13 protein-coding genes and 1 pseudogene are annotated in these 23,854 nt (G+C 45.5%); 7 read left to right on the top strand and 7 right to left on the bottom strand.

All coding sequences use genetic code 11. From position 1 onward, the window contains the following. The first annotated feature begins 273 nt into the window (after positions 1 to 273). From POREN0001_RS08005 to POREN0001_RS07975, 6 genes are all read left to right on the top strand, one after another. The gene (locus POREN0001_RS08005) at positions 274 to 3,402 is read left to right on the top strand and encodes a C1 family peptidase (RefSeq protein WP_040581526.1); all 3,129 of its coding nucleotides are present in this window, start codon (positions 274 to 276) and stop codon (positions 3,400 to 3,402) included. 74 nt (positions 3,403 to 3,476) lie between these two features. Next, positions 3,477 to 4,955 (top strand): leucine-rich repeat domain-containing protein, encoded by a 1,479-nt coding sequence (locus POREN0001_RS08000; RefSeq protein WP_040581523.1) that lies wholly within the window; start codon positions 3,477 to 3,479, stop codon positions 4,953 to 4,955. A gap of 18 nt (positions 4,956 to 4,973) precedes the next feature. Then, a complete protein-coding gene (locus tag POREN0001_RS07995) occupies positions 4,974 to 6,458 on the top strand; it encodes a leucine-rich repeat domain-containing protein (protein ID WP_040581580.1) in 1,485 nt (494 codons plus the stop codon). Positions 6,459 to 7,326: 868 nt separating this feature from the next. Next, positions 7,327 to 8,730, top strand: a complete 1,404-nt coding sequence (locus POREN0001_RS07985) for a DUF3945 domain-containing protein (protein ID WP_004335150.1) — start codon at positions 7,327 to 7,329, stop codon at positions 8,728 to 8,730. 22 nt (positions 8,731 to 8,752) lie between these two features. Further along, positions 8,753 to 10,834, top strand: coding sequence for a type IA DNA topoisomerase (locus POREN0001_RS07980; protein WP_004335184.1), 2,082 nt, complete (start codon positions 8,753 to 8,755; stop codon positions 10,832 to 10,834). A gap of 96 nt (positions 10,835 to 10,930) precedes the next feature. Further along, entirely contained in the window at positions 10,931 to 17,128 is a 6,198-nt protein-coding gene (locus tag POREN0001_RS07975; protein ID WP_004335114.1) for a helicase-related protein, read from the top strand. Positions 17,129 to 17,217: 89 nt separating this feature from the next. On the opposite strand, the gene POREN0001_RS07970 is transcribed toward POREN0001_RS07975, so the two are convergent. The 6 genes from POREN0001_RS07970 to POREN0001_RS07945 form a co-directional block, all read right to left on the bottom strand. Beyond that, positions 17,218 to 18,225, bottom strand: coding sequence for a nucleotidyl transferase AbiEii/AbiGii toxin family protein (locus tag POREN0001_RS07970; protein WP_004335122.1), 1,008 nt, complete (start codon positions 18,223 to 18,225; stop codon positions 17,218 to 17,220). Continuing rightward, positions 18,218 to 18,823, bottom strand: coding sequence for a DUF6088 family protein (locus POREN0001_RS07965; protein ID WP_004335152.1), 606 nt, complete (start codon positions 18,821 to 18,823; stop codon positions 18,218 to 18,220). Before POREN0001_RS07965 ends, POREN0001_RS07970 begins: the two co-directional genes overlap by 8 nt. A 127-nt stretch (positions 18,824 to 18,950) precedes the next feature. Next, the gene (locus tag POREN0001_RS07960; RefSeq protein WP_004335199.1) at positions 18,951 to 19,259 is read right to left on the bottom strand and encodes a helix-turn-helix domain-containing protein; all 309 of its coding nucleotides are present in this window, start codon (positions 19,257 to 19,259) and stop codon (positions 18,951 to 18,953) included. After that, the gene (locus POREN0001_RS07955; protein ID WP_040581515.1) at positions 19,247 to 21,313 is read right to left on the bottom strand and encodes a bifunctional DNA primase/helicase; all 2,067 of its coding nucleotides are present in this window, start codon (positions 21,311 to 21,313) and stop codon (positions 19,247 to 19,249) included. Before POREN0001_RS07955 ends, POREN0001_RS07960 begins: the two co-directional genes overlap by 13 nt. After that, the gene (locus POREN0001_RS07950) at positions 21,310 to 21,711 is read right to left on the bottom strand and encodes a hypothetical protein (protein ID WP_040581512.1); all 402 of its coding nucleotides are present in this window, start codon (positions 21,709 to 21,711) and stop codon (positions 21,310 to 21,312) included. Before POREN0001_RS07950 ends, POREN0001_RS07955 begins: the two co-directional genes overlap by 4 nt. Continuing rightward, positions 21,698 to 22,174 (bottom strand): hypothetical protein, encoded by a 477-nt coding sequence (locus tag POREN0001_RS07945; protein ID WP_004335130.1) that lies wholly within the window; start codon positions 22,172 to 22,174, stop codon positions 21,698 to 21,700. The genes POREN0001_RS07950 and POREN0001_RS07945 overlap by 14 nt, the downstream gene beginning before the upstream one ends. A gap of 949 nt (positions 22,175 to 23,123) precedes the next feature. On the opposite strand from POREN0001_RS07945, the gene POREN0001_RS07935 reads away from it, so the two are divergent. Beyond that, positions 23,124 to 23,543, top strand: a complete 420-nt coding sequence (locus tag POREN0001_RS07935) for a hypothetical protein (protein ID WP_040581506.1) — start codon at positions 23,124 to 23,126, stop codon at positions 23,541 to 23,543. A 180-nt stretch (positions 23,544 to 23,723) separates the two neighbouring features. Here POREN0001_RS07935 and POREN0001_RS09715 read toward each other — a convergent pair. Next, a pseudogene (locus POREN0001_RS09715) lies at positions 23,724 to 23,854 on the bottom strand (IS30 family transposase); the annotation flags it as partial.

The raw sequence follows: 23,854 nt of genomic DNA, 5'->3' as shown, positions 1-23,854 counted from the left end.
GACAGCAAAATGGTATATCCATTCTCTGAACCGACAGTCGAAATTCTTTGAAAATTCACCATAAAGAGAATTTCTCCCCAAAAAAAGCAAGGAAAATTTGCAAGAGTAAAATTATTTATGTATATTTGCGACGAGGAGTTTTGAATTGACAGACGACAGACACTATAGTAAAGCATATAGATCTATGAATGTTTCATCTCAAAGCCATAGTTATAGAAAGGAGGACATGTTGATTATGGATTCTATTTTTTCACTCTTAAAAACACAATGGTTATGAAAAAGAATTACATTTTTTTGACTTTCGTCTTTGTCTTTGCCTGTATTTTGAATATGCAGGCACAGAATTTTGAAACGGATATTGCGAAGGTTTTGTCGCAGGACGAAACACTCTTATCATTCAACAAAAATGAGGCAGGGAACATTTCCGGCATCCTCACAAGTGGAAGCATAAAGTTTACTTCTCCCAATGGACATGTTAGGATATTGGTGGCAGACGAATATGGGTATGAGAAACTTATTTATGAATCGTTTCCCCTCCTTGCTTTCAAAGAAGGTAAGGACAATTTTGAACTTATGGGGTTTGAGACTGGGAAAATAAAGGATTTTGTGCCCGAAAAAGTCCATATCCTCATTTCCGATGCTATGGTGGAGCATCTTAAAATCACCGTTTCGGGATTATCGGCTCCTCAACAGGCACCTTCTGCATCCCTTCAGGCTCGTACAAAGACAGTCACCTTACCACCTACTTTCATTGACGAAGATACCCGAATTAAATATTTAATATATCGGCTCAATTTGGAATTGAAGGCTTCCGGTGCACTATGGAGAGCAGGTGACACACCGTTCGGACGGCTTTCATACGAAGAGAAGAAAGAGATGTATGGAGGAACGGTTCCCAACTTCAAGGGAGCGGAATACTATATCGGCGGTATCATTGATGTTGATGTTCCGAGTGTCAGATATCAAAAATCCTCTTATGTTCCTGATTTCGACTGGAGGACGCGCCACAGTGCTACTGTCAAGGGATCTCCCTATTTCCAGAATGAGATTACAGGGTGGATTACTCCGGTAAAAGATCAAAAGAACTGTGGTTCATGCTGGGCTTTCTCTGCCGTAGGAGCTATGGAAGCCGTTGCAAAACTCCACAAGAATACGGCCTGCAATTTTGACCTCTCCGAACAAGAATTGGTGTCTTGTTCCAACGCGGGAAGTTGCAACGGAGGATGGACTCCTTTCGCATTAGACTACATCAGTCGCAAATGGATTCAGGATGAGATGTCGTTCCCATACAAAGCGCAGGATCGTCCCTGTTCCGAAAAAGGTAAACCTCTGTATACGATAAAAAATGCGGGAAAAGAATTGTTCAACCCTATCAAAGGCAATGAATTCGCCTCAATTGAAAAATTGAAATCCATGCTGATTAAGAGCCCACTTGCCGGACGCATCAGTTCTTGGTCTCATGCCATGACTCTGGTAGGTTACAAGACGATAAAAGCGGGAGATGTCGTTTATGAGCACTATACCACACGGATTGTGGTTAAACCCGGCGACCCTCACATAGGTCAGACTGTTTGGATTTTCAAAAACAGTTGGGGAGAGAACTGGGGAGACCATGGGTTCTTGTATGCGTTTGTGAATATCAACAATATGGTTTCTTCTGCGGCTCCCACACTTCCCTTTGAGTACAAGTACAATTACAATTACGATTGGTCCAGCAAGTATCCTCCTATCTATAGTCAGTTGATTTCGGCAATTTCCAAACCGGCACCGGCCTATGATAAGGATAACGACGGATACTATTGGTGGGGAATCGGACCGCGTCCTCAAAACCTCCCCGCAAATGCCAAGTTGGAGGAGGATAGTGACGACAGTGATCCTTCCATTGGACCGATGAACCAGTATGGCTTCCCTACGCTCTTGAAGGACTATGACCTGTATATCAAAGATAATGCCGAGGATAAAGGATTTGAACCAAATACGACTATTACGAATGATAACTATTGGAGTGCTCCCGAAATTTGGGTCAGACATCAAAAAGATGGTATAGAAGAACATCAGAATCCTTTGCCTGCTCAAGAAAATTACATTTATGTAAGAGTTTGGAACAGGGGACAGAAGAAGTCTCCCGAATCGAAAGTTATAGGCTTTTGGGCTAAGGCGGGGACGAACCTACAATGGCCTGAAGCGTGGACAGGAGGCATTTCTATGGTAGGTCTTCCTCTCGGAGGATTTATTCCATATATCGCTTCAATACCAGAAATAGAACCGGGCAAATCTGCAATTGCTAGAATAGATTGGACACCAATTAACCCTAAAGGATATGAAAGTATAGCAAATGCAGCTATTAGTGGGGAGAACCTTTGGCATTTCTGCCTATTATTGAAGATTGCAGACAAGAATGACCCTTATGTCGATGTGTCTGATATTCGTAAAATGATAGCACGCAACAATAATATTGCACAGAAAAACCTAACAATAACAAATGTTGGCTCCGGTTCCTCTTATGAAGGAGCGGTTTCTCTTGTAAATCATCTTAAGACCAAGGAGTCTTACAGTCTTGATGTGATAGAGTTACCGAATGCAACTAATGGAAGCTCAAACACCCTCTTTGACAATGCAAGAGTGCTGCTTCGTATGGCTCCCAAAGTCCTCTCTGCTTGGAACGAAGGAGGCAATAAGGGCGTAAAAATAAAATCCACAGGCAATCCTTACATACAGGAGCTTATCTCATCGGACGGCTCCCTGGACAATATTAAGCTTGCCCCCAAGGACGTCGGTCTCGTTAAACTGAGTGTGAACTTCAAGACCGTTCTTCCTTTCGGAAGCAATCCGGAAAAGCATACCATACTCCTACGCCAGAAGGACAAAAATGGAGAAGTTATCGGAGGAGAGACCTTCGAGATCATCCGCGAGCCGCGACCGGTAATACATCCGCAAATAATCAAGAATGAGAATGAAGGAAAGGTAACACTTTCTGTAACGGGAGTGGACGAAGATGCCATCTACCAATGGTTTGATTCCAATGGGAAAATGATTGCCGAAGGGGCGGAAATGACCTGCACTCCCACTCGAGATGAAACCTATAGGGTTGAAGTGACGGCAAAGAAAGATGGCTATCTCACTTCCGATGAACTTCTCGTGAAAGCAGGGAAAGGAAAAATGAAGGTTTCTCCTATTCCCGTCAAATCGGAATTGACAGTTTCGTATGACCTTCCGAATGGACAATACGAACTGTGCATTACCGGAGTCCAAAATTGGTTAAATTACGGGAAGTACAGCATTGACAGTACGAAGAAAGAAATGCGAATCAATGTTTCCCACCTGCCACAGGGTATCTATGTTGCCACAATTACCGAACGAAATGGCCAGATCAAAGAATCTGTAAAGTTTGTAAAGGAATAAATTCTACTGGAGGAGAGAGGTGCTTTATGGCACTTCTTCTCCTCTTTTTACATTAATCATAAATTCAATAAATCATGACATCAAGACTTTACTCAATACTATTGTTGCTGATATGCACAATAACAGCCCAAGCGCAGGAATATCACGTGGAAACTCCGGGGACGTTGCAGGAAGTTGTTGGACCGGGAGCCGAAGAACTAACTCGTATTCGGGTGACGGGAACACTTAACGACAAAGACATCGCCTTCCTTCACTACCTGTGTTGGCCTGGTGTTCCAAAGCCTACAGGAATGAAAGTTGAGAAGTTTTTGAAAATAATGCAGGAAAAAGAAGATGACTTCAAAACGAACCTACGTCATTTAGATTTGGAAGATGCTCGTATGGTGAATGATGCTCTGCCCGATAAGGCTTTTTATTTCAGTTACATCAAAGACTATAAACTACCCAAAACGCTCAAGAAGATAGGCAACGAGGCCTTTAGTTTCAATGTGCTTCTCAAAGAGTTGATTATTCCCGAAAGTGTGGAAGAGATAGGTAAGAATCTGCTTTTTTATAGCGTAGAAATAAGAAAGGTTAAACTCCCCGAAAAGCTTAAGGTCCTTAATGAATTATTGTTTGGAAATTGCATAAAGTTGGAAGAGGTTAATATTCCATCGGAAGTTAGAGAGATATACAGTGGTGTTTTTTATGGCTGCCTCAAAGCCCCTGCCTCTATTGCCATTTTACCTGAAACAGTTGAAATCTTGGATGGCGCGGCATATTATGGGATTAGAACGATTGAAGAAGTGGTAGTACCCAAGAATGTGAGAGTGTTAAGGGGTGCTTTCGACGGTATGGGAGGATTGCGCAAGGCAACAATTCTTACCGATAAATTAACCGAGATAGGAGATGATACTTTTTATTGGTGTGAAAATTTGGAAGAAGTGAATATTCCGGACGAAATCACACGAATTGGCAAAAGAGCTTTTTTTTGGAACCTTAAACTTCATAAGATAGAAATTCCCTCCTCTGTCACACGCATCGAAGAAAATGCCTTTGACAGTGCACCTTTGGATTCCATTGACATTCCGGCAGGTGTGACCTTTATTGGCAGGAATGCGTTTTGGAACAATCGCAATCTGAAAAAAGTTTATTCCCGTCCGATTACTCCTCCTAAAACAAATGAACCTACTGCTATTTCTCCATATTTACCATTCGAAGATTGTAATGAAGAGTTGGTAACTCTCTATGTTCCGAAAGGCTCAGCCGATGCCTACCGTGCCTCTGAGGTGTTTTCGGAGTTCAAGAATATTGTAGAGTTGGAGGCTTGGCAATGGCCGACTTCCATCAGTACGCCAACCATGCCGACCGATGCATACAAAGTGTACGGAAAGGCTGGCACGCTGCATATCGAGACAACAGGTGGTGCCCAAGGACCTGTATTCGTCAATGTATATGGCATCAATGGACAGGTTGTTTGGAAAGGTCAGGTGACTAATCGCATGGAAGTTCCCTTGCCCCAAGGGTTCTACGTTGTGCGAATAGGAAAAAGAAGCTACAAGGTTTCATTATAACGTTTAATGCAAACAACCATGACATCAAGACTTTACTCAATACTATTGTTGCTGATATTCACACTAACCGCCCAAGCGCAGGAATATCATGTGGAAACTCCGGGGACGTTACAGGATGTGATAGGACCGGGAGCCGAAGAACTCACCCACATTCGGGTGACAGGAACACTTAATGACAGAGACATCGCCTTCCTTCACTACCTGTGTTGGCCTGGTGTTCCAAAGCCTACAGGAATGAAAGTTGAGAAGTTTTTGAAAATAATGCAGGAAAAAGAAGATGACTTCAAAACGAACCTACGTCATCTGGATTTGGAGGAGGCACACATGGTAAACGATGCTCTGCCTGACTATGCTTTTTCAGGAAGTTACATAAAAGACTATAAGTTGCCCAAAACGCTCAAGAAAATAGGCAAGAATGCCTTTGACTATAATGTACTTCTTAAAGAATTGATTATTCCCGAAAGCGTGGAAGAAATAGGTAGAGATTTACTTACTTATAGCACAGAAATAGAAAAAGTGAGACTTCCGGACAATCTTAAAATTCTCAATAAAGACTTATTTGCGGAATGTTGTAACCTTAGAGAAGTGAATATCCCTTCCCAACTTCGAGAAATGTATGGTGGCGTTTTTCATAACTGTCGTGAAATATCTCCTTCTGTCGCCATCTTGCCTGAAACTGTTGAAATCTTGGATGGTGCAGCGTATTACGGGATACGTGCGATTGAGAAAGTGGTAATACCCAAGAACGTGAGAGTATTAAGAGGTGCTTTCAACGGTATGGCAGGATTGCGCAAGGCAACGATACTTACCGACAAATTGACGGAGATAGGAGATGATGCTTTTTATTGGTGCAGTGCTTTGGAAGAGGTGAATATTCCGGGCAAAATTACACGAATTGGCGTAGGAGCTTTCTTTTGGAACCTCAGGCTCCGTAAAATAAACATTCCTTCCACGGTTACGCGTATTGAGAAACACGCTTTCGATAGTGCCCCCTTGGATTCCATCGACATTCCGGCAGGTGTGACATTTATAGGCAGAAATGCATTTTGGAATAATAGTAAATTGCAAAAGGTTTACGCACGGCCTATAATTCCACCAGTGACTACAGAATGGACAAATGGCGATGGCCCATATCTGCCATTCCACTCTTGTCCGATGGAAACTGCTATTCTTTATGTTCCAAAGGGTTCTGCCGATGCCTACCGCACATCCATGGTGTTTTCGGAGTTCAAGAATATTGTAGAGTTGGAGGCTTGGCAATGGCCGACTTCCATCAGCACGCCAACCATGCCGACCGATGCATACAAAGTGTACGGAAAGGCTGGCACGCTGCATATCGAGACAACAGGTGGTGCCCAAGGACCTGTATTCGTCAATGTATATAGCATCAATGGACAGGTTGTTTGGAAAGGCCAGGTGACTAATCGCATGGAAGTTCCCTTGCCCCAAGGGTTCTACGTTGTGCGAATAGGAAAAAGAAACTACAAGGTATCATTAAATTGAGGGGAAATCCGCGACAGATAATGTGGATAGCCCTGTCTTACATAGTTAGTTCATAGACTATTTCCTATACCAGTGTGGTATGAATTTGTCCTGCTCTGTAATGACAAGGTTGTACTCTTTGACTTTTTCCTGCAATGAAGGGCAATCCAAGTCTTTCTTCAATTCCACATCTAGAGATAATTGGTCAAAACCAATTTGTCTCCATCCTCATGCATATGGCATGGAAGAATCATGATATTGAGACCTCTGCAAAAGTCCACAAAAAGAAGAAAGCAGTGAATATAACTTGCTGATAATCAAGTGTGGTATTCTCCCCTAAAAGGAGTTTTGCAGAGGTCTTGATATTGCTAAAAACGATCTTTTCTTTTATGGCTTTCATAAAGAGATGATGAACTTTCATTTCCCCTGCCGACTTCATATATGGTTATGTCATCTTTGATGATTTGTGAGAGCTTAAACCTGAAAGTTCTTTTCCTGAGTTAAGATTTGCTTTCGTTTTTGTTCCTATCTTTTACGACACAAACTTTCTTGCATCCCCCGTAATAAGGGTTTTCACCATGTTTTCCCTTTTTCTCGATTATTCCATCATCTTTGTGTCTTCAAAAGCCTGCCGACATTCATCGGGTGCCTGTGGTGTTCGCAGGCATCAAACACATTGTTGAACTTAATATTTGGCAATAGTCTGCTTCTATCAGCACGTCTATACTGCAGGAATGTAGTTTAATATAAACCAAATGGACAGTTTGCCTTGCGTATCCCCCTTGTTTTCCCTCCTTTTCCCGTGATTCCCCTATGTCTTTAAAGGCAGGATTATAGCTTATATATTTGCCGTTCGATAGCGATTTATTCATCTTAAAAACAAAGAATTATGGGATCGAACAACAGTGACAACTACGTATTGGTCTTGGAAGACCGCACGGAAGTGAAGAATGAACAGGAAGCAGGAAAACTCTCCGTAGTTTCAGGTATCGACGACAAAGGCAACCTTAAAACCACTGAAGCCATCGCAGCCAATCAAGCTGCATTCTTGAAGTTCAATAGCAAGGATGGACTTCTGAAGAACTTCATGACCAACTTCTTAAAGCAGTTCAACGAGCCGTCCCGTTTCGGACTGTACAAGGTCGTGGCAAGCAACGTGGAGCAAGGCGTGGACAATCTTCGCACTCTGCTCCAAAGCCGTGAGAAGGACGAAAGCAAACAGCAACTGACAGAGATGGGCGTACCCTTTGAGGACTATTTTCCGCAGAAGAAGAACGCCACCGCCATTGACGAGTCGAAGATTGATTGGAAGCAGCTCGAACATCTTGGGCTTTCCCGTGAGCGACTCGAGCAGAGTGGAGAGTTGGAAAAGATGCTCTCTTGGCAGAAGAGTAATCTCGTGACTATTGCCATCCCGATAGGTGATACCACTATCTATACCGACGCACGCTTGGCATTCCGCACGAACGAGCAGGGAGATATTGGTTTGGCTATCCATCCTTTGAGGAAGGAACCGCAACTCGATTTTCCCTATATGGGTTATAAGTTCTCTCCCGAAGAGAAGGAACAGCTACTCACTACGGGCAATCTCGGCAAGACCATCGAAGTAACACCCAAGAACGGAGAGCCTTTCTCTGCCTACGTCTCCATCGACCCGCAGACCAATGAGATTATCGCCCTGCGCGCCGACCGTGTGAACATTCCCAAGGAAATCAAGGGTGTTACCCTTTCCGATGCACAATACAAAAACCTCGTGGAGGGCAAAGCCGTGAAAGTGGAGGGCATGACCGCCAAGAGTGGCAAGTCCTTCAATGCCACCCTGCAGGTCAATGCCGAACGAAAGGGTATTGAGTTTATCTTTGGAGACAACAAAAGTTTAAGAGAGCGACAGGAACACAAACAAACACAACAGCAAGGAGTGCCTCACAAACTCTGTGGGTTGGAGCTTTCTGACAAGCAACGTGAAGCCTTGGACAGTGGTCGAACACTTTATCTTAAAAACATGGTGGATAAGGAGGGAAACTCTTTCAACGCCTATGTCCGTATGGACAAAGAGCAGAACCGCCCTCGCTTCTATAAGTGGAATCCCGACAAGAGTCATAAGAATGGCAAGGTGGAAGCCGTGGCAGAGGAACACAAGACACAGGTAGCTGTGAACAACCACGGCAAGACCAACGAAGCCACCAAGAGCGTGAAAGAACCCCTGAAGACCGGGCAGACACAGCCTACTGCCGCCCAAAAACAGAAGCAGGACGAGAACAAGCATAAGAAGTCCCGTGGACGCAAGATGTAACCCTTAATTTCTTTTACCAACTATGACAACTTGTATTATCGCCGAGAAACCCTCGGTAGCCAGAGACATTGCCCGTATCGTAGGGGCAAACAGCAGACAGGACGGATATTTAGAGGGTAATGGATATTTTGTTACTTGGGCAATGGGACATCTCATTGCCCTTGCCATGCCCGAAGCCTACGGTTTTACAGCCTATAAAGCGGAAGACCTGCCCATCCGTCCCAATCCTTTCCAATTGATCGTCCGCCAAGTGCGCAAGGACAAGGAGTATATATCCGACCCAGCGGCATTAAAGCGGCTCAAAATCATCCGAAGTTGCTTCGACAGAGCTGACCGTATCATCGTAGCCACCGATGCAGGCAGGGAGGGTGAACTGATATTCAGATGGATTTATGCACATCTGGGTTGCCGAAAGCCTTTCTACCGCCTTTGGATTTCCTCGCTCACGGACAAAGCTATCCGTGAGGGCATGGCAAATCTCAAGTCAGGCAACAACTACGAGAACTTGTATCACTCTGCTCAAGCGAGAGCAGAAGCCGACTGGCTCGTGGGCATCAATGCCAGCCGTGCCCTGTCCATTGCCCGCAGGGGCGGTTATTCCTTGGGACGGGTGCAGACCCCGACACTGGCTATGGTCTGCCGTCGGTACATAGAGAACCGTGATTTTTCTTCCGCACCCTATTGGAAACTTTCTGCTTTCACAGAGAAAGATGGCATGTCGCTGAAAGCCATTGGTGTTATCGACTACGAGAGTGAAGCATCGGCACAGACTGCTCTCGCTGCACTCCGCAGTCAGAGCCGGCTTACGATAGAATCGGTCACAAGAAAGGTGGGACATACGTCGCCACCCCTCTTGTACGACCTTACTGCCTTGCAGAAAGAAGCCAACAGATGCCACGGCTTTTCAGCGGACAAGACCCTCTCGATAGCTCAAAGCCTCTATGAGAAGAAAATCACGACCTATCCCCGTACAGGCAGCCGATACATCAGTGAGGATGTCTTTGAGGAAGTACCCGTCCTGCTCCGCAAGATAGGCAAGACGCTATCCAATCCACTTAACCGCCATTCGGTGGACAATGACAAAGTAACCGACCACCACGCCATCATCCCGACGGGCGAAACACCGCAGGGCTTATCGGCAGACGAGGTGACTGTCTATCAGATGGTAGTAACCCGCTTTGTCGAAGCCTTTTCTCCCGATTCCGAGGAAGAGCGTGTGCAGGTGCAGTTCACGGACGACACCAACATCTTTACTTGGAAAGCCTGCCGACAAATCTCCTTGGGCTGGAAAGCGGTGCAGAAAAACAAGGCAACCGAGACAGAGGAGAAAGAAGACGGCGATGAACAGGTTTTGTCTTCATTGCCCAACTTGCCAGAAGGAGAAGTCCTGCCACTTGTTGATGCAGAAATCACCGAACATAAGACCAAGCCAAAGCCTCTCTATACAGAGGCAACGCTCCTCTCTGCAATGGAGAATGCAGGAAGAGAGGTTGAGGATGCAGAGAGCAAGAAGGCAATGGCGGAGTGCGGTATCGGCACACCTGCCACAAGAGCCAACATCATCGAGACGCTTATCCTCCGTGATTACATCCGCAGAGAGAAGAAAGCCATTGTCCCAACAGAAAAAGGCTTGGCAGTCTATGAGATTGTCAAGGACAAGAAGATTGCCAATGCGGAGATGACAGGCAGTTGGGAACTGGCTCTTGCCGCTATCGAGGCAGGTCAGATGCCGCCCGAAAGGTTTGCACAAGGTATCAACTCCTATATTAGTACCATCTGCGAGGAACTGCTCTCGCTTGCTTCCGAACAGAAGTCTTACCCAACCTACCGCTGTCCCGAGTGCGGCAGTGAGAGCGTGGGCATCTACGCCAAGGTAGCCAAGTGCAGAAACAAGGACTGCAACTTCCATGTTTTCCGCGAAGTCTGCGGCACGCTGCTCTCCGAGGACAATATCCGGGACTTGCTGACCACAGGTCGGACACCCATTCTCAATGGCTTGACCAGCAAGGCAGGCAAGAAGTTCAACGCCCGTCTGGTACTGAATGAAGACTATACCACATCCTTTGAATTTGAAAATAAGAAAGGAAAACAACGAGGGAGATAATCCCGACAGACACGGAGAGTAACAGATAAGGTCGGGAGGTAATATATTTTTTATCTCCCGACTTTTTTCCTCCTCCTTAATTTAAAAGAAAACACTATGGCATACAATAAGAAAGCAGTCTTGGCGGCCAACACGGAAGCCATCCGTGTCGTGCTGCGCTTGGAGAAAGAACGCCGTGAAGCCACCGAAGCAGAGAAAGGCATATTGCGCGGCTATCAGGGCTTCGGTGGCTTGAAATGCGTGCTTAACCGCACGGACATCCCCGACGACATCCGCTATTGGAGCAAGTCAGAGCAACACCTCTTTGAACCGACCCAAAGGCTCAAACAGATGATTTACCGTGATGCCGTCGATGCCAATACCGCCAAGCGTTATTGGGAGAGCATCAAGGCAAGTGTATTGACTTCCTTTTATACCGATACCCGAATCGTTGCCGCCATTTCCGATGCGCTTACCGCTACCAATGTGCAGATAAGACGATGCTTGGACCCTTCGGCAGGCATGGGAGCCTTTACTGAGACTTTCTCTAAAAAGGCCGGTACGGTCGATGCAATGGAAAAAGACCTGCTCACTGCCCGTATCTCACAAGCCATTCATCCTTATGGGCAGGACAACATCATAGTCCGCCAAGCCCCTTTTGAAGCCATCGGGGAGTTGGAGGACAAGGACAAGTACGACCTTGTAACAAGCAATATTCCCTTTGGCGATTTCATGGTCTATGACCGGGAGTACAGCAAGGGAAAAGACATTCTCAAGCGTGAATCCACACGAGCCATCCACAATTACTTTTTTGTGAAGGGACTGGACTGCATCAAGGAGGGCGGACTGTTGGCATTCATCACCTCGCAGGGCGTATTGGACAGTCCCAAGAACGAAGCCATACGCCGTTACCTGATGCAGAACAGTCGGCTTATCTCCGCTCTCCGCCTGCCGTCGGGCATGTTCTCAGAGAATGCAGGAACGGAAGTGGGCAGCGACCTCATCGTCCTGCAAAAGCAGTCGGGCAAGACTATCAGCGAGGGCATGGAACAGCAATTTGTTGCGTCCGTATCGGCTCCCATAGCCGAAGGCTCTTCTGTCGTATTCAAGCACAATTCACTCTTTGACGGTGAATGGAAGGACATAACCCACCGAACCATTGCCACCGAACGCACGATGGGCAGGGACCCATACGGCAAGCCTGCATGGGAGTATCACTTCGATGGTGGCATTGACGATATGGCGGAGAATATAAGGACACAACTCTCCTTGGAATTTGAGCAACGCCTTGACCGAAAACTCTATGAGACAGGCATACCTATGACAGAAGAAGAGCGGCAGGCAGAAGCGGAGAAACAACTGCAAAAGTTGGGTATCACTACAAAGCTGAAAACAAAAACAGACAGGCAGGAAACTGAAGACAAGGATATAGACAATGCCTACAACCTGATGCCCGACAGTATCAGGAAGCAACTGCCCAAGTTGTACAGTACGGAAAAAGAACTTATTGGCGATAAAGTTGCCTACGCCCGTTACTTCTTCCCAATGGGAGCTTACACGGCTTACCTCTTGGAGTATGACCCAAAGACCCGTATCGGCTTCGGTGCGGTTACGATGGGCTACGGTTGGGAACTGGGCAATATGTCGCTTGACGAAATGGAGGAAGTCAAGATACATGGGTTAGGTATTGAACGAGACTTATATTTTAGCCCCCAGAAACTGCACGAGATAGCCGAACTCGAAGAACTCGTACAAGGACGATACACCAAAGAAGAAAAGACCGTAGAAGAAGCGGTTGCAGAGGAAGTCATAGCAGAAGAGGTCAAGGAGGAGACAACGAAAGAAGAACAAGAAGTTTTTCTCGACACTTCCCTCACAACAGAACAGCACATCCCTGAAGAAGCGACCATAATAGCACCATCCATAAGTGGTGCGGAGATAGCCCCGGAGGGGACTCCTGCCTTGACGCTTCATTTTCAGTATGAGATGGAGGAGCCGGAAATTCGCACGGACGTGGAAAGCCCACGAGAGATGGATGGGAAAACGGTCTATTTCGATGATGACCATCACCCCATCTACCTGCACGAGAAAAGCGATGAGCCTACGCTCTTTGCTCCCGAAGAATACAACCTTTGGACACAAGAGGTAACCCGAGTAAACAAAGAGATCAAAGAGGTCTCTACAGCGCAGCCAAAGCCAAGCCGGCAGCCCTCTCCCAACAAACAGCAGAAAAGGGTAGGAACAGCACAGAATAGTCCTCGCAGAAGCAAGAAATCAACACCTTCGCCCGTAAGGCAACTTTCGCTCTTCGACTTTATGGACGAATCCGGGCAGCGTACCCCACAACCCATAGCGGAGGTGAAGAAGGAGTTTGACGCCGCGCCGCGTCCCTTTCTCTCATCGCCCGATTCGCATTTGAGGGACGGTTCCATTGTCGTGCAGAAGGGGCAGGTCGGTTTTCTTTCTGATTTGAAGCGGCATCCCACTTTCAATCCGATGGACTTGCCCTATGCGCAAATCTCACGGCTGAAAGCCTATATAGAAATAAGGGAGAGCTACCACCGCCTTTATGACTATGAAGCAAACAACCGGACCGAGGACAAGGAAGAACGCGAGAAACTCAACCGACTTTATGACGGCTATGTCCTACGCTGGGGCTACTTCAACCAGAAGACGAACACCGATGTGATAAAAATGGATGCCACGGGCATGGAGATGCTTTTCTTGGAACGCTCCGAGAACGGTAAATATATCAAGGCGGACATCTTTGACCATCCCACGGCATTCGCCACCACCGAACTGACCGTTGCAGCTGATCCGATGGAAGCACTGGGTGCATCGCTCAACAAGTATGGCTCGGTGGAACTCGACTATATGAGTTCGCTTTTACCTGATATGGAGGAAAGCGACATCATTTCAGCTTTGGAGGGACGCATCTTCTACAATCCCGAAGAGGACGGCTATGAGGTAGCGGACAAGTTCATTTCGGGTAATGTGATTGAAAAGGCGGAGCGCATCGAGTCGTGGCTTTTGGACCATCCCGACCACGAGGAAGCCAAACTAAGCCTTGCCGCCTTACGTACAGCCACGCCTACGCCCATTCCCTTTGCCGAGCTTGACTTCAACCTCGGTGAACGTTGGATACCCTCAAAGGTCTATGGCAGGTTCGCCTCGGAGTTCTTTGAGACCGAGATAGGAGTGTCCTACCACTCCAACATGGATGAGTATTCCATTTCATGCGACCAAAAGAACGCCAATATTTGGCACAAGTACTCCGTACAGGGCGAGTTCCGCCGTTATGATGGCATCAACCTTTTGAAGCACGCCCTGCACAATACCATTCCCGACATCAACAAGAGCAAGGAGGTGCGGGATGCCATAACAGGCGAGACCAAGACCGTCAAAGTGCGGGATGGACACGCCATACAGATGGCGAACGCCAAGATTGAGGAGATACGGCAGGGCTTTGTCGATTGGCTCGGACGAACACCTGACACCTTCAAGCAGCAGCTTGCAGACAGGTATAACCGCCTTTTCAACTGTTTTGTGCGCCCCAACTTCGACGGTGCACATCAGACTTTTCCCGACCTTGACCTAAAAAGATTGGGCATTGCCGACTTATACAAGAGTCAGAAGGATGCCGTATGGATGCTGAAAACCAACGGCGGCGGTATATGTGACCACGAGGTGGGGGCGGGTAAGACCTTGATTATGTGTACGGCAGCCTACGAGATGAAACGGCTGGGACTGTCAAACAAGCCGATGATTATCGGTCTGAAGGCAAACGTATTTGATATTGCCGACACGTTCCGCAAGGCTTATCCCAATGCAAGGATTCTCTATCCGGGCAAGAACGATTTCAATAAGCAGAACCGACAGCGTATTTTTAACGACATCAAGAACAACGATTGGGACTGTATTATTTTGACGCATGAGCAGTTCGGTATGATACCGCAAGCCTTGGAGATACAGGAGGCTATCCTTCAGAAGGAGATGGACTCCGTGGAGGAGAACCTTGAAGTATTGCGCCAGCAAGGGCATGATATATCAAGAGCCATGCTCAAAGGACTGGAGAAGCGCAAGCAGACACTGGAAGCGAAGTTACAGGGGATTCAGGACAGCATAGCCGAAAGAAAAGACGATGCCGTAGATTTCAAGATGATGGGCATTGACCACCTATTCGTAGATGAATCGCACCAGTTCAAGAACCTGATGTTCAATACCCGCCACGACCGGGTGTCGGGTTTGGGCAATCCCGACGGCTCACAGCGAGCCTTGAACATGCTCTTTGCCATCCGCACCATACAGGAGAGGTCGGGCAAGGATTTAGGAGCTACTTTCCTTTCAGGAACGACTATCAGCAACTCACTTACAGAGCTGTATCTGCTTTTCAAATACCTGCGCCCGCAGGCTTTGGAGAAGCAGGGTATCAACAGCTTTGACGCATGGGCGGCGGTCTTTGCCAAGAAATCGACCGACTACGAGTTCTCCATCACCAATGAGATTATCCAGAAGGAACGTTACCGCACCTTCATCAAGGTGCCGGAACTTGCCTCGTTCTATGCGGAGATCTGCGACTTCCGCACAGCAAAGGACATCGGTATCGACCGACCCGAGAAGAACGAGATACTGCACAACATACCGCCCACGCCCGAACAGGAAGAGTTCATCGGTAAGCTGATGGAGTTTGCCAAGAAAGGGGATGCCACGATCTTAGGACGAGCGCCACTGAGTGAGAGCGAGGAAAGAGCAAAGATGCTGATTGCAACAGACTACGCCCGCAAGATGAGCTTGGATTTACGCATGATTGATGAAAATGGATACTCAGACCATATCGACAACAAGGCGAGCCATTGCGCGAAGTTGCTCAATGACTACTATCAGAAGTATAATGCACAGAAAGGGACGCAGTTCGTTTTCTCTGATTTAGGGACTTACAAGCCCGGTGGAGAGTTCAACATCTATTCGGAAATCAAGCGTAAGCTGGTAGAAGACTATCATATCCCGTCCTACGAGATACGCTTCATTCAGGAATGCAAGAACGAGAAGGCCAAGAAAGCGATGGTGGATGCGATGAACCGTGGCGACATCCGCATCGTCTTCGGTTCTACCTCCATGTTGGGAACAGGTGTAAACGCCCAGCAACGTGCCGTAGCGGTCCATCAACTTGACACGCCTTGGCGACCGTCAGACCTTGAGCAACGGAACGGGCGTGCCATCCGAAAGGGAAATCTTGTTGCCAAGGAGTTTGCGGACAACAAGGTCGATGTCATCATCTATGCCGTAGAGCGTTCCTTGGATAGCTATAAGTTCAATCTGTTGCACAACAAACAGCTCTTTATCAACCAGCTAAAAACAAACACTTTGGGTAGCCGTACCATTGATGAGGGAAGTATGGACGAGGACAGCGGAATGAACTTTTCCGAGTATGTAGCCGTACTTTCAGGCAACACCGACCTTTTGGAAAAAGCAAGGCTGGATAAGAAAATTACCACCTTAGAATCAGAACGTAAGAACTTCCTCCGGGAACGTGATGCAGCAACAGGGAAGTTGGCAGAGATTGAGAGCTCCGTGTCCTTCCATTCGGACAAGATTAAGGAAGCTAAAGCTGACTTGGCTCTCTTTGAGCAGCGTGTGGAGCGTGATAAGGAGGGACAGCCTGTCAATAAACTGACAGTCAAAGGTGTGGAGGACAGTACCGACATCAAGATCATTGCCGCACGTCTGCAGGAGATAGACGAGAAGGCACGCACCAAGGGAGAGTACAATAAAATCGGTGAGATTTATGGCTTTTCCATCATGGTCAAGACGGAGAGTACTTCCAAAGACCTATTTGATTGCTCTGTAAATCGCTTTTTTGTGAAAGGGCAGGAGAGTATCTACTATACCTATAATAACGGCAAATTGGCTTCGGACCCTAAACTTGCCTGTCAGAATTTTATCAATGCCTTGGAGCGTATCCCCAAGGTGATAGAGTCACACGAAAAGGAGATGGCAAAGGTCGCAGCCAATAAAGATGTTTACACCGTCATTGCCAACAGTTCTTGGAAGAAAGAAGAAGAGCTTCGTGCACTCAAAGGTGAGGCGGCTGAATTGGACAGACGGATAGCCCTTACCCTTGCTCCGCCGGAGGAGGAACGAGAGGAAACGGAAAGTGAACAAAACGGTTTATCACAGGATATTAAACAAGAACCTATAGGAAAGTCTCCCCCACACAACGAAATACCTCAATCTCCCACACATGCTCCAAAGAAAAGGCCGGAAAGCCATGATGTGATGAGTCGGGTGATTATCTCTAAACCAAAATGGCGATAAAAAAGCGTCGAGCAAGAAAACCTGCTCGACGCTTCTGCCAACTGCCAATCATTATACATACGCAGTTTAGCCGTTTATAAGGCTACGTTCTAATGTCTTATTCTGAACTTTTCCTGAAGTTCGGACATGGCTTCCAGCAATTCTTCAAACGAGGGCTTTGAACCATAGATCATAGCCTCTTTCATAGCTTCATAATCATCCTTCCACGCATCAAGGATGTCTTTTCGGGGAACAAGTTGCAGACGTTTGCGGACATCAGGTGTATAATCCACATCCCTCACGGAAGTGTAAATTTCCCGATGATGGCGAATAGATTCCCACAAAACATCATCCACTATTGCTTCCTTTGCAAAATCCCTATTCATCATGACGTATAGGTCATAAAGGTGCCGGCTTTTGCGATCTGCTGTCATTCCACGTCCGGGAACAGAGAATAACTCGTGAAGCAAGAATGCCTTTTCAAGGAATGTCTTTGCCGGAATAGCGGTATGAATGGCACTGTTTACCAATGGAGTAAAGGGAAGATGCTCTCCAAGAATACTCGTAATCTGTATAGATTCTGTCGGTTCCAACAAAGAACGCGCACTAACCTCCAATACAACGTCTGCACGAAGGTATGTAAGTTCCTTGTCAAAGAGAGATTTATAATGAAGATAAATCTGACGCGGTTCAGGATAGGTGTTGTCTCCATCTCCCTTGGGTTGGGCATCGACCGTAACATACGGATGCAAGCCTTGTCTCCGCAGTTCTTCGGAAATCATCGGTGTCAGTTCTTCCAAAACGAAAAGCGAAGATGCTTTTCGCAATTTCTTGATTTGCTTTTTCGTGAGTTCTCCTTCTGACGCACCGATAAATACGGGATTAACAGCAAGATCTATATCCTCTGAGAACCGCTCGATGAGTTTCCACCCCTTGCTCAGGCTGGTACCGCCCTTGAAAACAAAATGTCTGGAAATAGGCAGTGCAAAAACAGTCTGCAAGATAACAGTTACCCAAAAGTCTTTCTCGATCACTTGGGCAGGCAACCCGACCTTGTATGCAATTGATTCATAAACGTTTTTCCTTTGTGAATCTGATAGTTCTAAAAACTTATTCATACAGACCAACTATAAACTCCCTTACCTTCGAGGTCATTAGTTTGAGGTCGGCAACCTGAAGGTGAGGATTTTCATTTAACTTTGTCTTGATGACAGCAATCTGTTCTTCTGACAGATTTTCTGTTTCCCGGTCTTTAAGAGCCATTGTCAGTAGAAGTGCCAATTGACTGCGAATTGCGAAATATCTGGGAGAGGCATGCTTGAACTTGATATTTTTTCCCTCACCAAGATTTATGGTACGTGAGGCTCCATCGGTTAAGAAAACAACGTTCATCGGCACTTGTTGCGTCAGTCCCAATTGATATTGGGCGTAAAGTCCTGTCGGGACTATTCTTGCGCCATCTCTTTTTGCCATTGCTTTGGCAATGTCCTCAAGCGATGGAGGGACTGCACCAAGTCCGTAAACTTTCTCTATTTTGGGATAGCAGTAAATGCCACGTGCAACCCTAAGCATCTGTCCTTTTTCCGTGAGACGTTCCAAAGCCTTATTGACAGCATTTCGATTGCCATACGAAACGAAGTCGCCCACGAAGAAAACAGATCCACGTCCGCACTTCTTTGATTTATCAAGTATTTTATTCTCAATGCTTTCACTCATACTTATACTTATTTCTTGTCGCGAAACAATATGTAATTCGCGACAGCAAAGGTAACACCTTTTCTGCGTAAACCCAAAAATATGAGAAGGAAAATCCATACTTAATCTTTTGGTTGATGGGAACATACTACCATTCTTCACGCTTTTGTACCATTTCATCGATCTCTTCCCGAAGGAAAAGCAATCGACCATTGGCCTTGAGATAGGGAATTTTCCCAGCCCAGACCCAATTGTAAATTGTCTTCTGTTCCACTCTCAGAATCTTGGATACATCAATAATATCCAAATATTCCGGCTTCAAAGGTGGACGAACAGTCGTGTCAATAGACTTATCTTGCAGGACAAGCAATTGGTCAAGTTTGTCCTCAACACTCATCAGTTTATCGAAAAGGCGTTTTTGCCAACTATCTTCGGTATGATGTTCTAGGTACGGCATAGTTCTCCCTTTTGATAGTTTCCATTGGTGTCTTGTGCCAAGATGCGTTGTTCTTTCATATAGGCGATGTACTTCTTTGCCGTTCGGTCTTTGATTTCCATTTCCCGCATCAATGCTTCACAAAGATCTTGGTATGAGAGCTTGAACGTGTTCCGGAATGCCTCTCTGACCACGGCAATCAGTTCTCCCGTTTTACGTTTCTCCTTATCTTCTTTCGACTTCTCGCCACGGTAAACGTGCATATCGACAGACTTATCCCATCCAAAAAGCATCATAGGTACATCCAACGGACTGCCATCACGAACTTTCAGAGTCTTTACCACGGAGTATTCGGGATTGTCGTCTTTCTCTATGGAGAGAATACCCGCAGCCTTGCGCTGTAGTTCGGAGCCGATATGCCCGCGGAGTTTGATACCGTTCGGTACAAAATGCAGCACGCAGATGATGCAGGTATTGTAGATGCCTGCCAAGCGGTAAAGTTCGTCCACGATGGCAATGCTTTCCGTTTCATCATTGGCAGAGCGTATCAAGTCTGCTATGCCATCGATTACCATAAGATGAATCCCTCCATGTCTGTGATGAAATAAGTCCATACTCTCACGGATAAGTTTCAATCGGTCCTTTCGGGAAAGTGAGGCAAGGTACAGAGAATGATAAAACTCCGGAACAGCTGTCATAGATGCCCTGCGCAATGTCTTGCCTAAGTTTTTGTGCAACTGTGCTTCAGACTGCTCCGTGTCATAATGTAACACCGCCCAAGCTTTGGAATTAGGAGCAATCTCCAGACCCAAAGTCTTCTCCGACTGCATTCGTTCCTTCACCAATGCTCCGGAAAGAATAGCTCCGACATAGTTGCTCTTTCCTGTTCCTTCGCCACCGGTGATACAAAACAAATTGTCCTGCGTGCCAATCGGCACTCCATTGACCGCAATAATCGCTCTGGAAGCATCAGGAGGGTTGTCGTAATTGATCTCACAAGAACGCAGCATCATAATCGTTTGTGTGTACATTCCCGAAAGTTTGTCTGTGAGTAAGTCTCGCAACTCGTTTTCCGTATGTCCCAAGGCGAAGAAGTCTGAAATGTCTTTTTCATTCTTTGTTCCTTCAAGAGGCAAAGCCAAATGCAACACGTTATACTTCGCCAGCAACTCCGCTTGTCGTTGAGCCTCTCGCAATCCCGTTTCATCCATGTCATAGAGCAGGATGATATGCCTGAAGCGCAGTTGCAGGCTTTCAATGACATTTTCCGGTATTGAGGCAGTTTCACTGTTAAAGCAGATGGCATTGAAATGGTGAGCGGAGAGCGACAATACGTCTTTCTCTCCTCCCGTGATGAAAAGAATGTCTCCTTTGTTGGGAAGTTGCTCGAAGCCGAAAACGTAATCTTCCTGTTTCTCTCCTCCGTAGAGAAAACGTAGTTTGCTGTTAGGACGATATATTTTTACGAAATCTCCCATCACGTAGCAGAACATCGGTTCTTCTTTCGTGGAAGTCAGCGTATAAGGCTTCCCTTGGCTGGAAACGGCTTCATAGCGAAACAACGACTTCACATGGTATCGCATCAGGATTCTGTCCGTTATTCCATACCGTAACCAAAAGTCCTTTTCTTCTGCACTGAAAGGTTGTTCATGAATATGAAACCATCTTCTGCTTTCTGACGATTTGGAGTCGGCAGACTTGTGCTTGACGAGGGACGCTGTAGATGTTCTTGTAAAACATCTTCTTTGTTCTGAAGTTTTCCTTTCTTTGATGGGAATGTTTAGCCCCAAGTCGTGTATGATAGATGTCAGCACCTTTATGAATTCCGTTCGCACATCAAAGCCCAGAATCGCGGCAGTGAACCAAAAACAATCTCCGGAATATGCCTCGTTCCCAAAATCTTTCATGCGATAGCACTGTGATTGGGTGTCAAAGTAGATATTGCAAGATGCACGCTTGTCATCGTACAAGGGGTTGCGGAAATTACGTTTCGGCACGAACTCAATCGGCATGTAGAAATAAAATACCTCCAATCCACGGTTGGTCTTCTGCAAGATTTCTTCTTTCAAATTCATAGTTCTTCAAATAAAGTTTGGGAGTCATCGCCCATATATCCTTTCAAGACTCCGTCCTTGTAGGCATTAAGGCGTTGCAAGGCTTCCAAACGACGAAAGCCCTTGAAGGAAGCACGTCCGGTCTTGATGGCTATATACAACCCTTTGAAAGGATAGACCACATGGTTGCAGGAGACATACCTGTAAGGGACGGAGTTGGCCTCCCTCCATCTTGCAAGCGAAGCCTTTGATATTCCAAGCAATCGCAGGACATCTGATGTACTCAGTTCTATATTTTCTTCCAAAACTGCATAGTCATGTTTCAGTTCAAGAATGAAGCTTGTAATCCGATCCATACTTTCTTTCAAGGAACGTATTTCCTCCATGAGTGAGGCGGGAACCATGTTATTCTCTGTCATCACGCATCAATTTTTTGATAAGTTCCTCAATTGCTTTCACCAAATCATGAAGTTCAGACAGGTTGTCTTGCTTCTCTATCAGATGGATAAGGTGTATAATGTGCTGAAACATTCTTTTGTGGTCCACCTGACAAAGTTCATTCAGCAAAAAGATGAGATCTTCTCTCTCAATGGTGAAAAAGCGATGACTCTTATCAGAAGAGGAGTGCACTAAAGAATCGATCATTCCTTTGGGAAGATGTAAAAGCAGTACATCCATATCGAATGCGGCGGCACACTTGGTATAGGTTTCAATCCTCAAGTTCGCCTGCATCTTGCAATGTTTCAGGAAATTGGAATATTCCATACCTGCAATTTGGGCTTTCATCTTGCTGTTGTCGCAAGAAGACAGCATAATTTCAAGAGTGGGAAGCACGATAAACAAGCGTCCCTTTTCTCTTTGGGGTCTCATTTTCGTATGCATATATTTATTACTTTGATTTTCAATTGCAAAGTTCCATAGAAATGGACCTTTTTCAAGAATATTATATTGCCAATGTTGGCAATATAACACCATTTGCCCGTTTTGTCGGTTTCTCAAAAACATACAAAGCAACTACATAATGAATATTCGTCAGTGCACGGTGCAAGTCCCTTCATATATAAGGGCTTGCACCGTGCACTGAAAATTGTAGCCAAGAAGTTTATAACAACTTTTCTATCAAAAAGTTTGGAGACGGTTCATTTTTTATGTACCTTTGAACCCACGAATTGCAAGAGTGCAATTCTAACAGCGGTATCTATGAGTACGCTCTAAATACTCTCTTGTGGCTACAATATGGCTACACAAAAAAGTTTGAAACGTATAAAATGTTACGATACAAGGAGTTGCAGAGTTTAGTTCACTAACCTCTCTCTCCGCAAAATGGCTTTAAGATTCCTTCAGAATGGGCATCAGAAAAGTCTTCAAAAGCAGACAATCGTTGTAAGACCTTAGTTTTACAACGATTTTTCTTTGTATATAGCCCATCGTCTCGTGCCCCAGATCTACCTTTGATAACTACCCTCCAGTCATATTCTGCTCGACATAGTGCTATAAAAAACACACCCCATCTGAGCCGAAGGAAAGAAACACAATTAATCGGTTTCTCTGAAGCAAGGCAAGTCTTATTCATTGCATAAGCTATTAGAGTAGCGACTAGTACAAGTCTCTGGAGAGATTTGAAGAAATGTATTATACAGACAACTTGATTTGCTTTCAAAATCATACCTACAAACAACTCCGAACAAGACAATCCTGGTCAATCTAGAATAACACCTATCGTTTCTTTATAGAAATAAACCAAGTATAAAAAAATCTAATTCATGGGACAAGTCTTAGCAATAAGTATTCTATTGCATATCTTTGTCATAAGAAAGTAAGTTAGTTATATATGAAGAGATTATTTTTAATAGCTATAATGCTCCTGTCTGCAGTTGCAGGCTTTGCACAGAATAATACTAAAATAGACAAGCTAAAGGAACAGCAAAAGCTTCTCAAGCTTACAACAGAACTGAATAAGCTACAATTGGAGTACGAAAAGGAGAAAAGCACCAATATTGAACTTAAAAAGAAAGTAGCTGATATCAACTCAGAAGCTGATGTTGCCACCGCTGAATTCAATACAGCAAACGCGTCAAACACAGTAAAGGATGCGGATAGTACGATCAAAAAATTGAAGAAGGTCAAGTCCATCAATAAGAAGTTAAAGAGGAGCCAAAAGACTTTAGCTAAGATGGAAAAGAAAATTGCCAAGCTACAAAAAAAGATCGACGAATCGAACAAAAAAATTGAATTCGTGGATAACCAATAGACTCCGTAATATAGCAAGGTGAGAGTATGTATTGATACATGTTCTCACCTGTGTATTCGCGCTCAAAATTAAACTGGACTTCAGCCAAGATGGCGAGTAGTAGGCAAAGAGAATCTCATCACGTTTGCTACATCAGGACCATTCTATGAAATTGAAAAGAGGGAACTGCAGATTCCAGTATCAAGTGCAACGGTATGACAAAAGTAGTGCTAAGACTTCATTCGGTGATTTAAAGTCCAACTTTTTCCTAGGTCTGTTGTTTAGCAGCATCCTGATATTTCGTATTTGTTTCTCATCGATGTCTTTGAAGG

It is taken from the genome of Porphyromonas endodontalis ATCC 35406, from assembly GCF_000174815.1.
Lineage (GTDB): Bacteria > Bacteroidota > Bacteroidia > Bacteroidales > Porphyromonadaceae > Porphyromonas > Porphyromonas endodontalis.
This window is presented reverse-complemented; position numbering and strand designations above follow the sequence as displayed.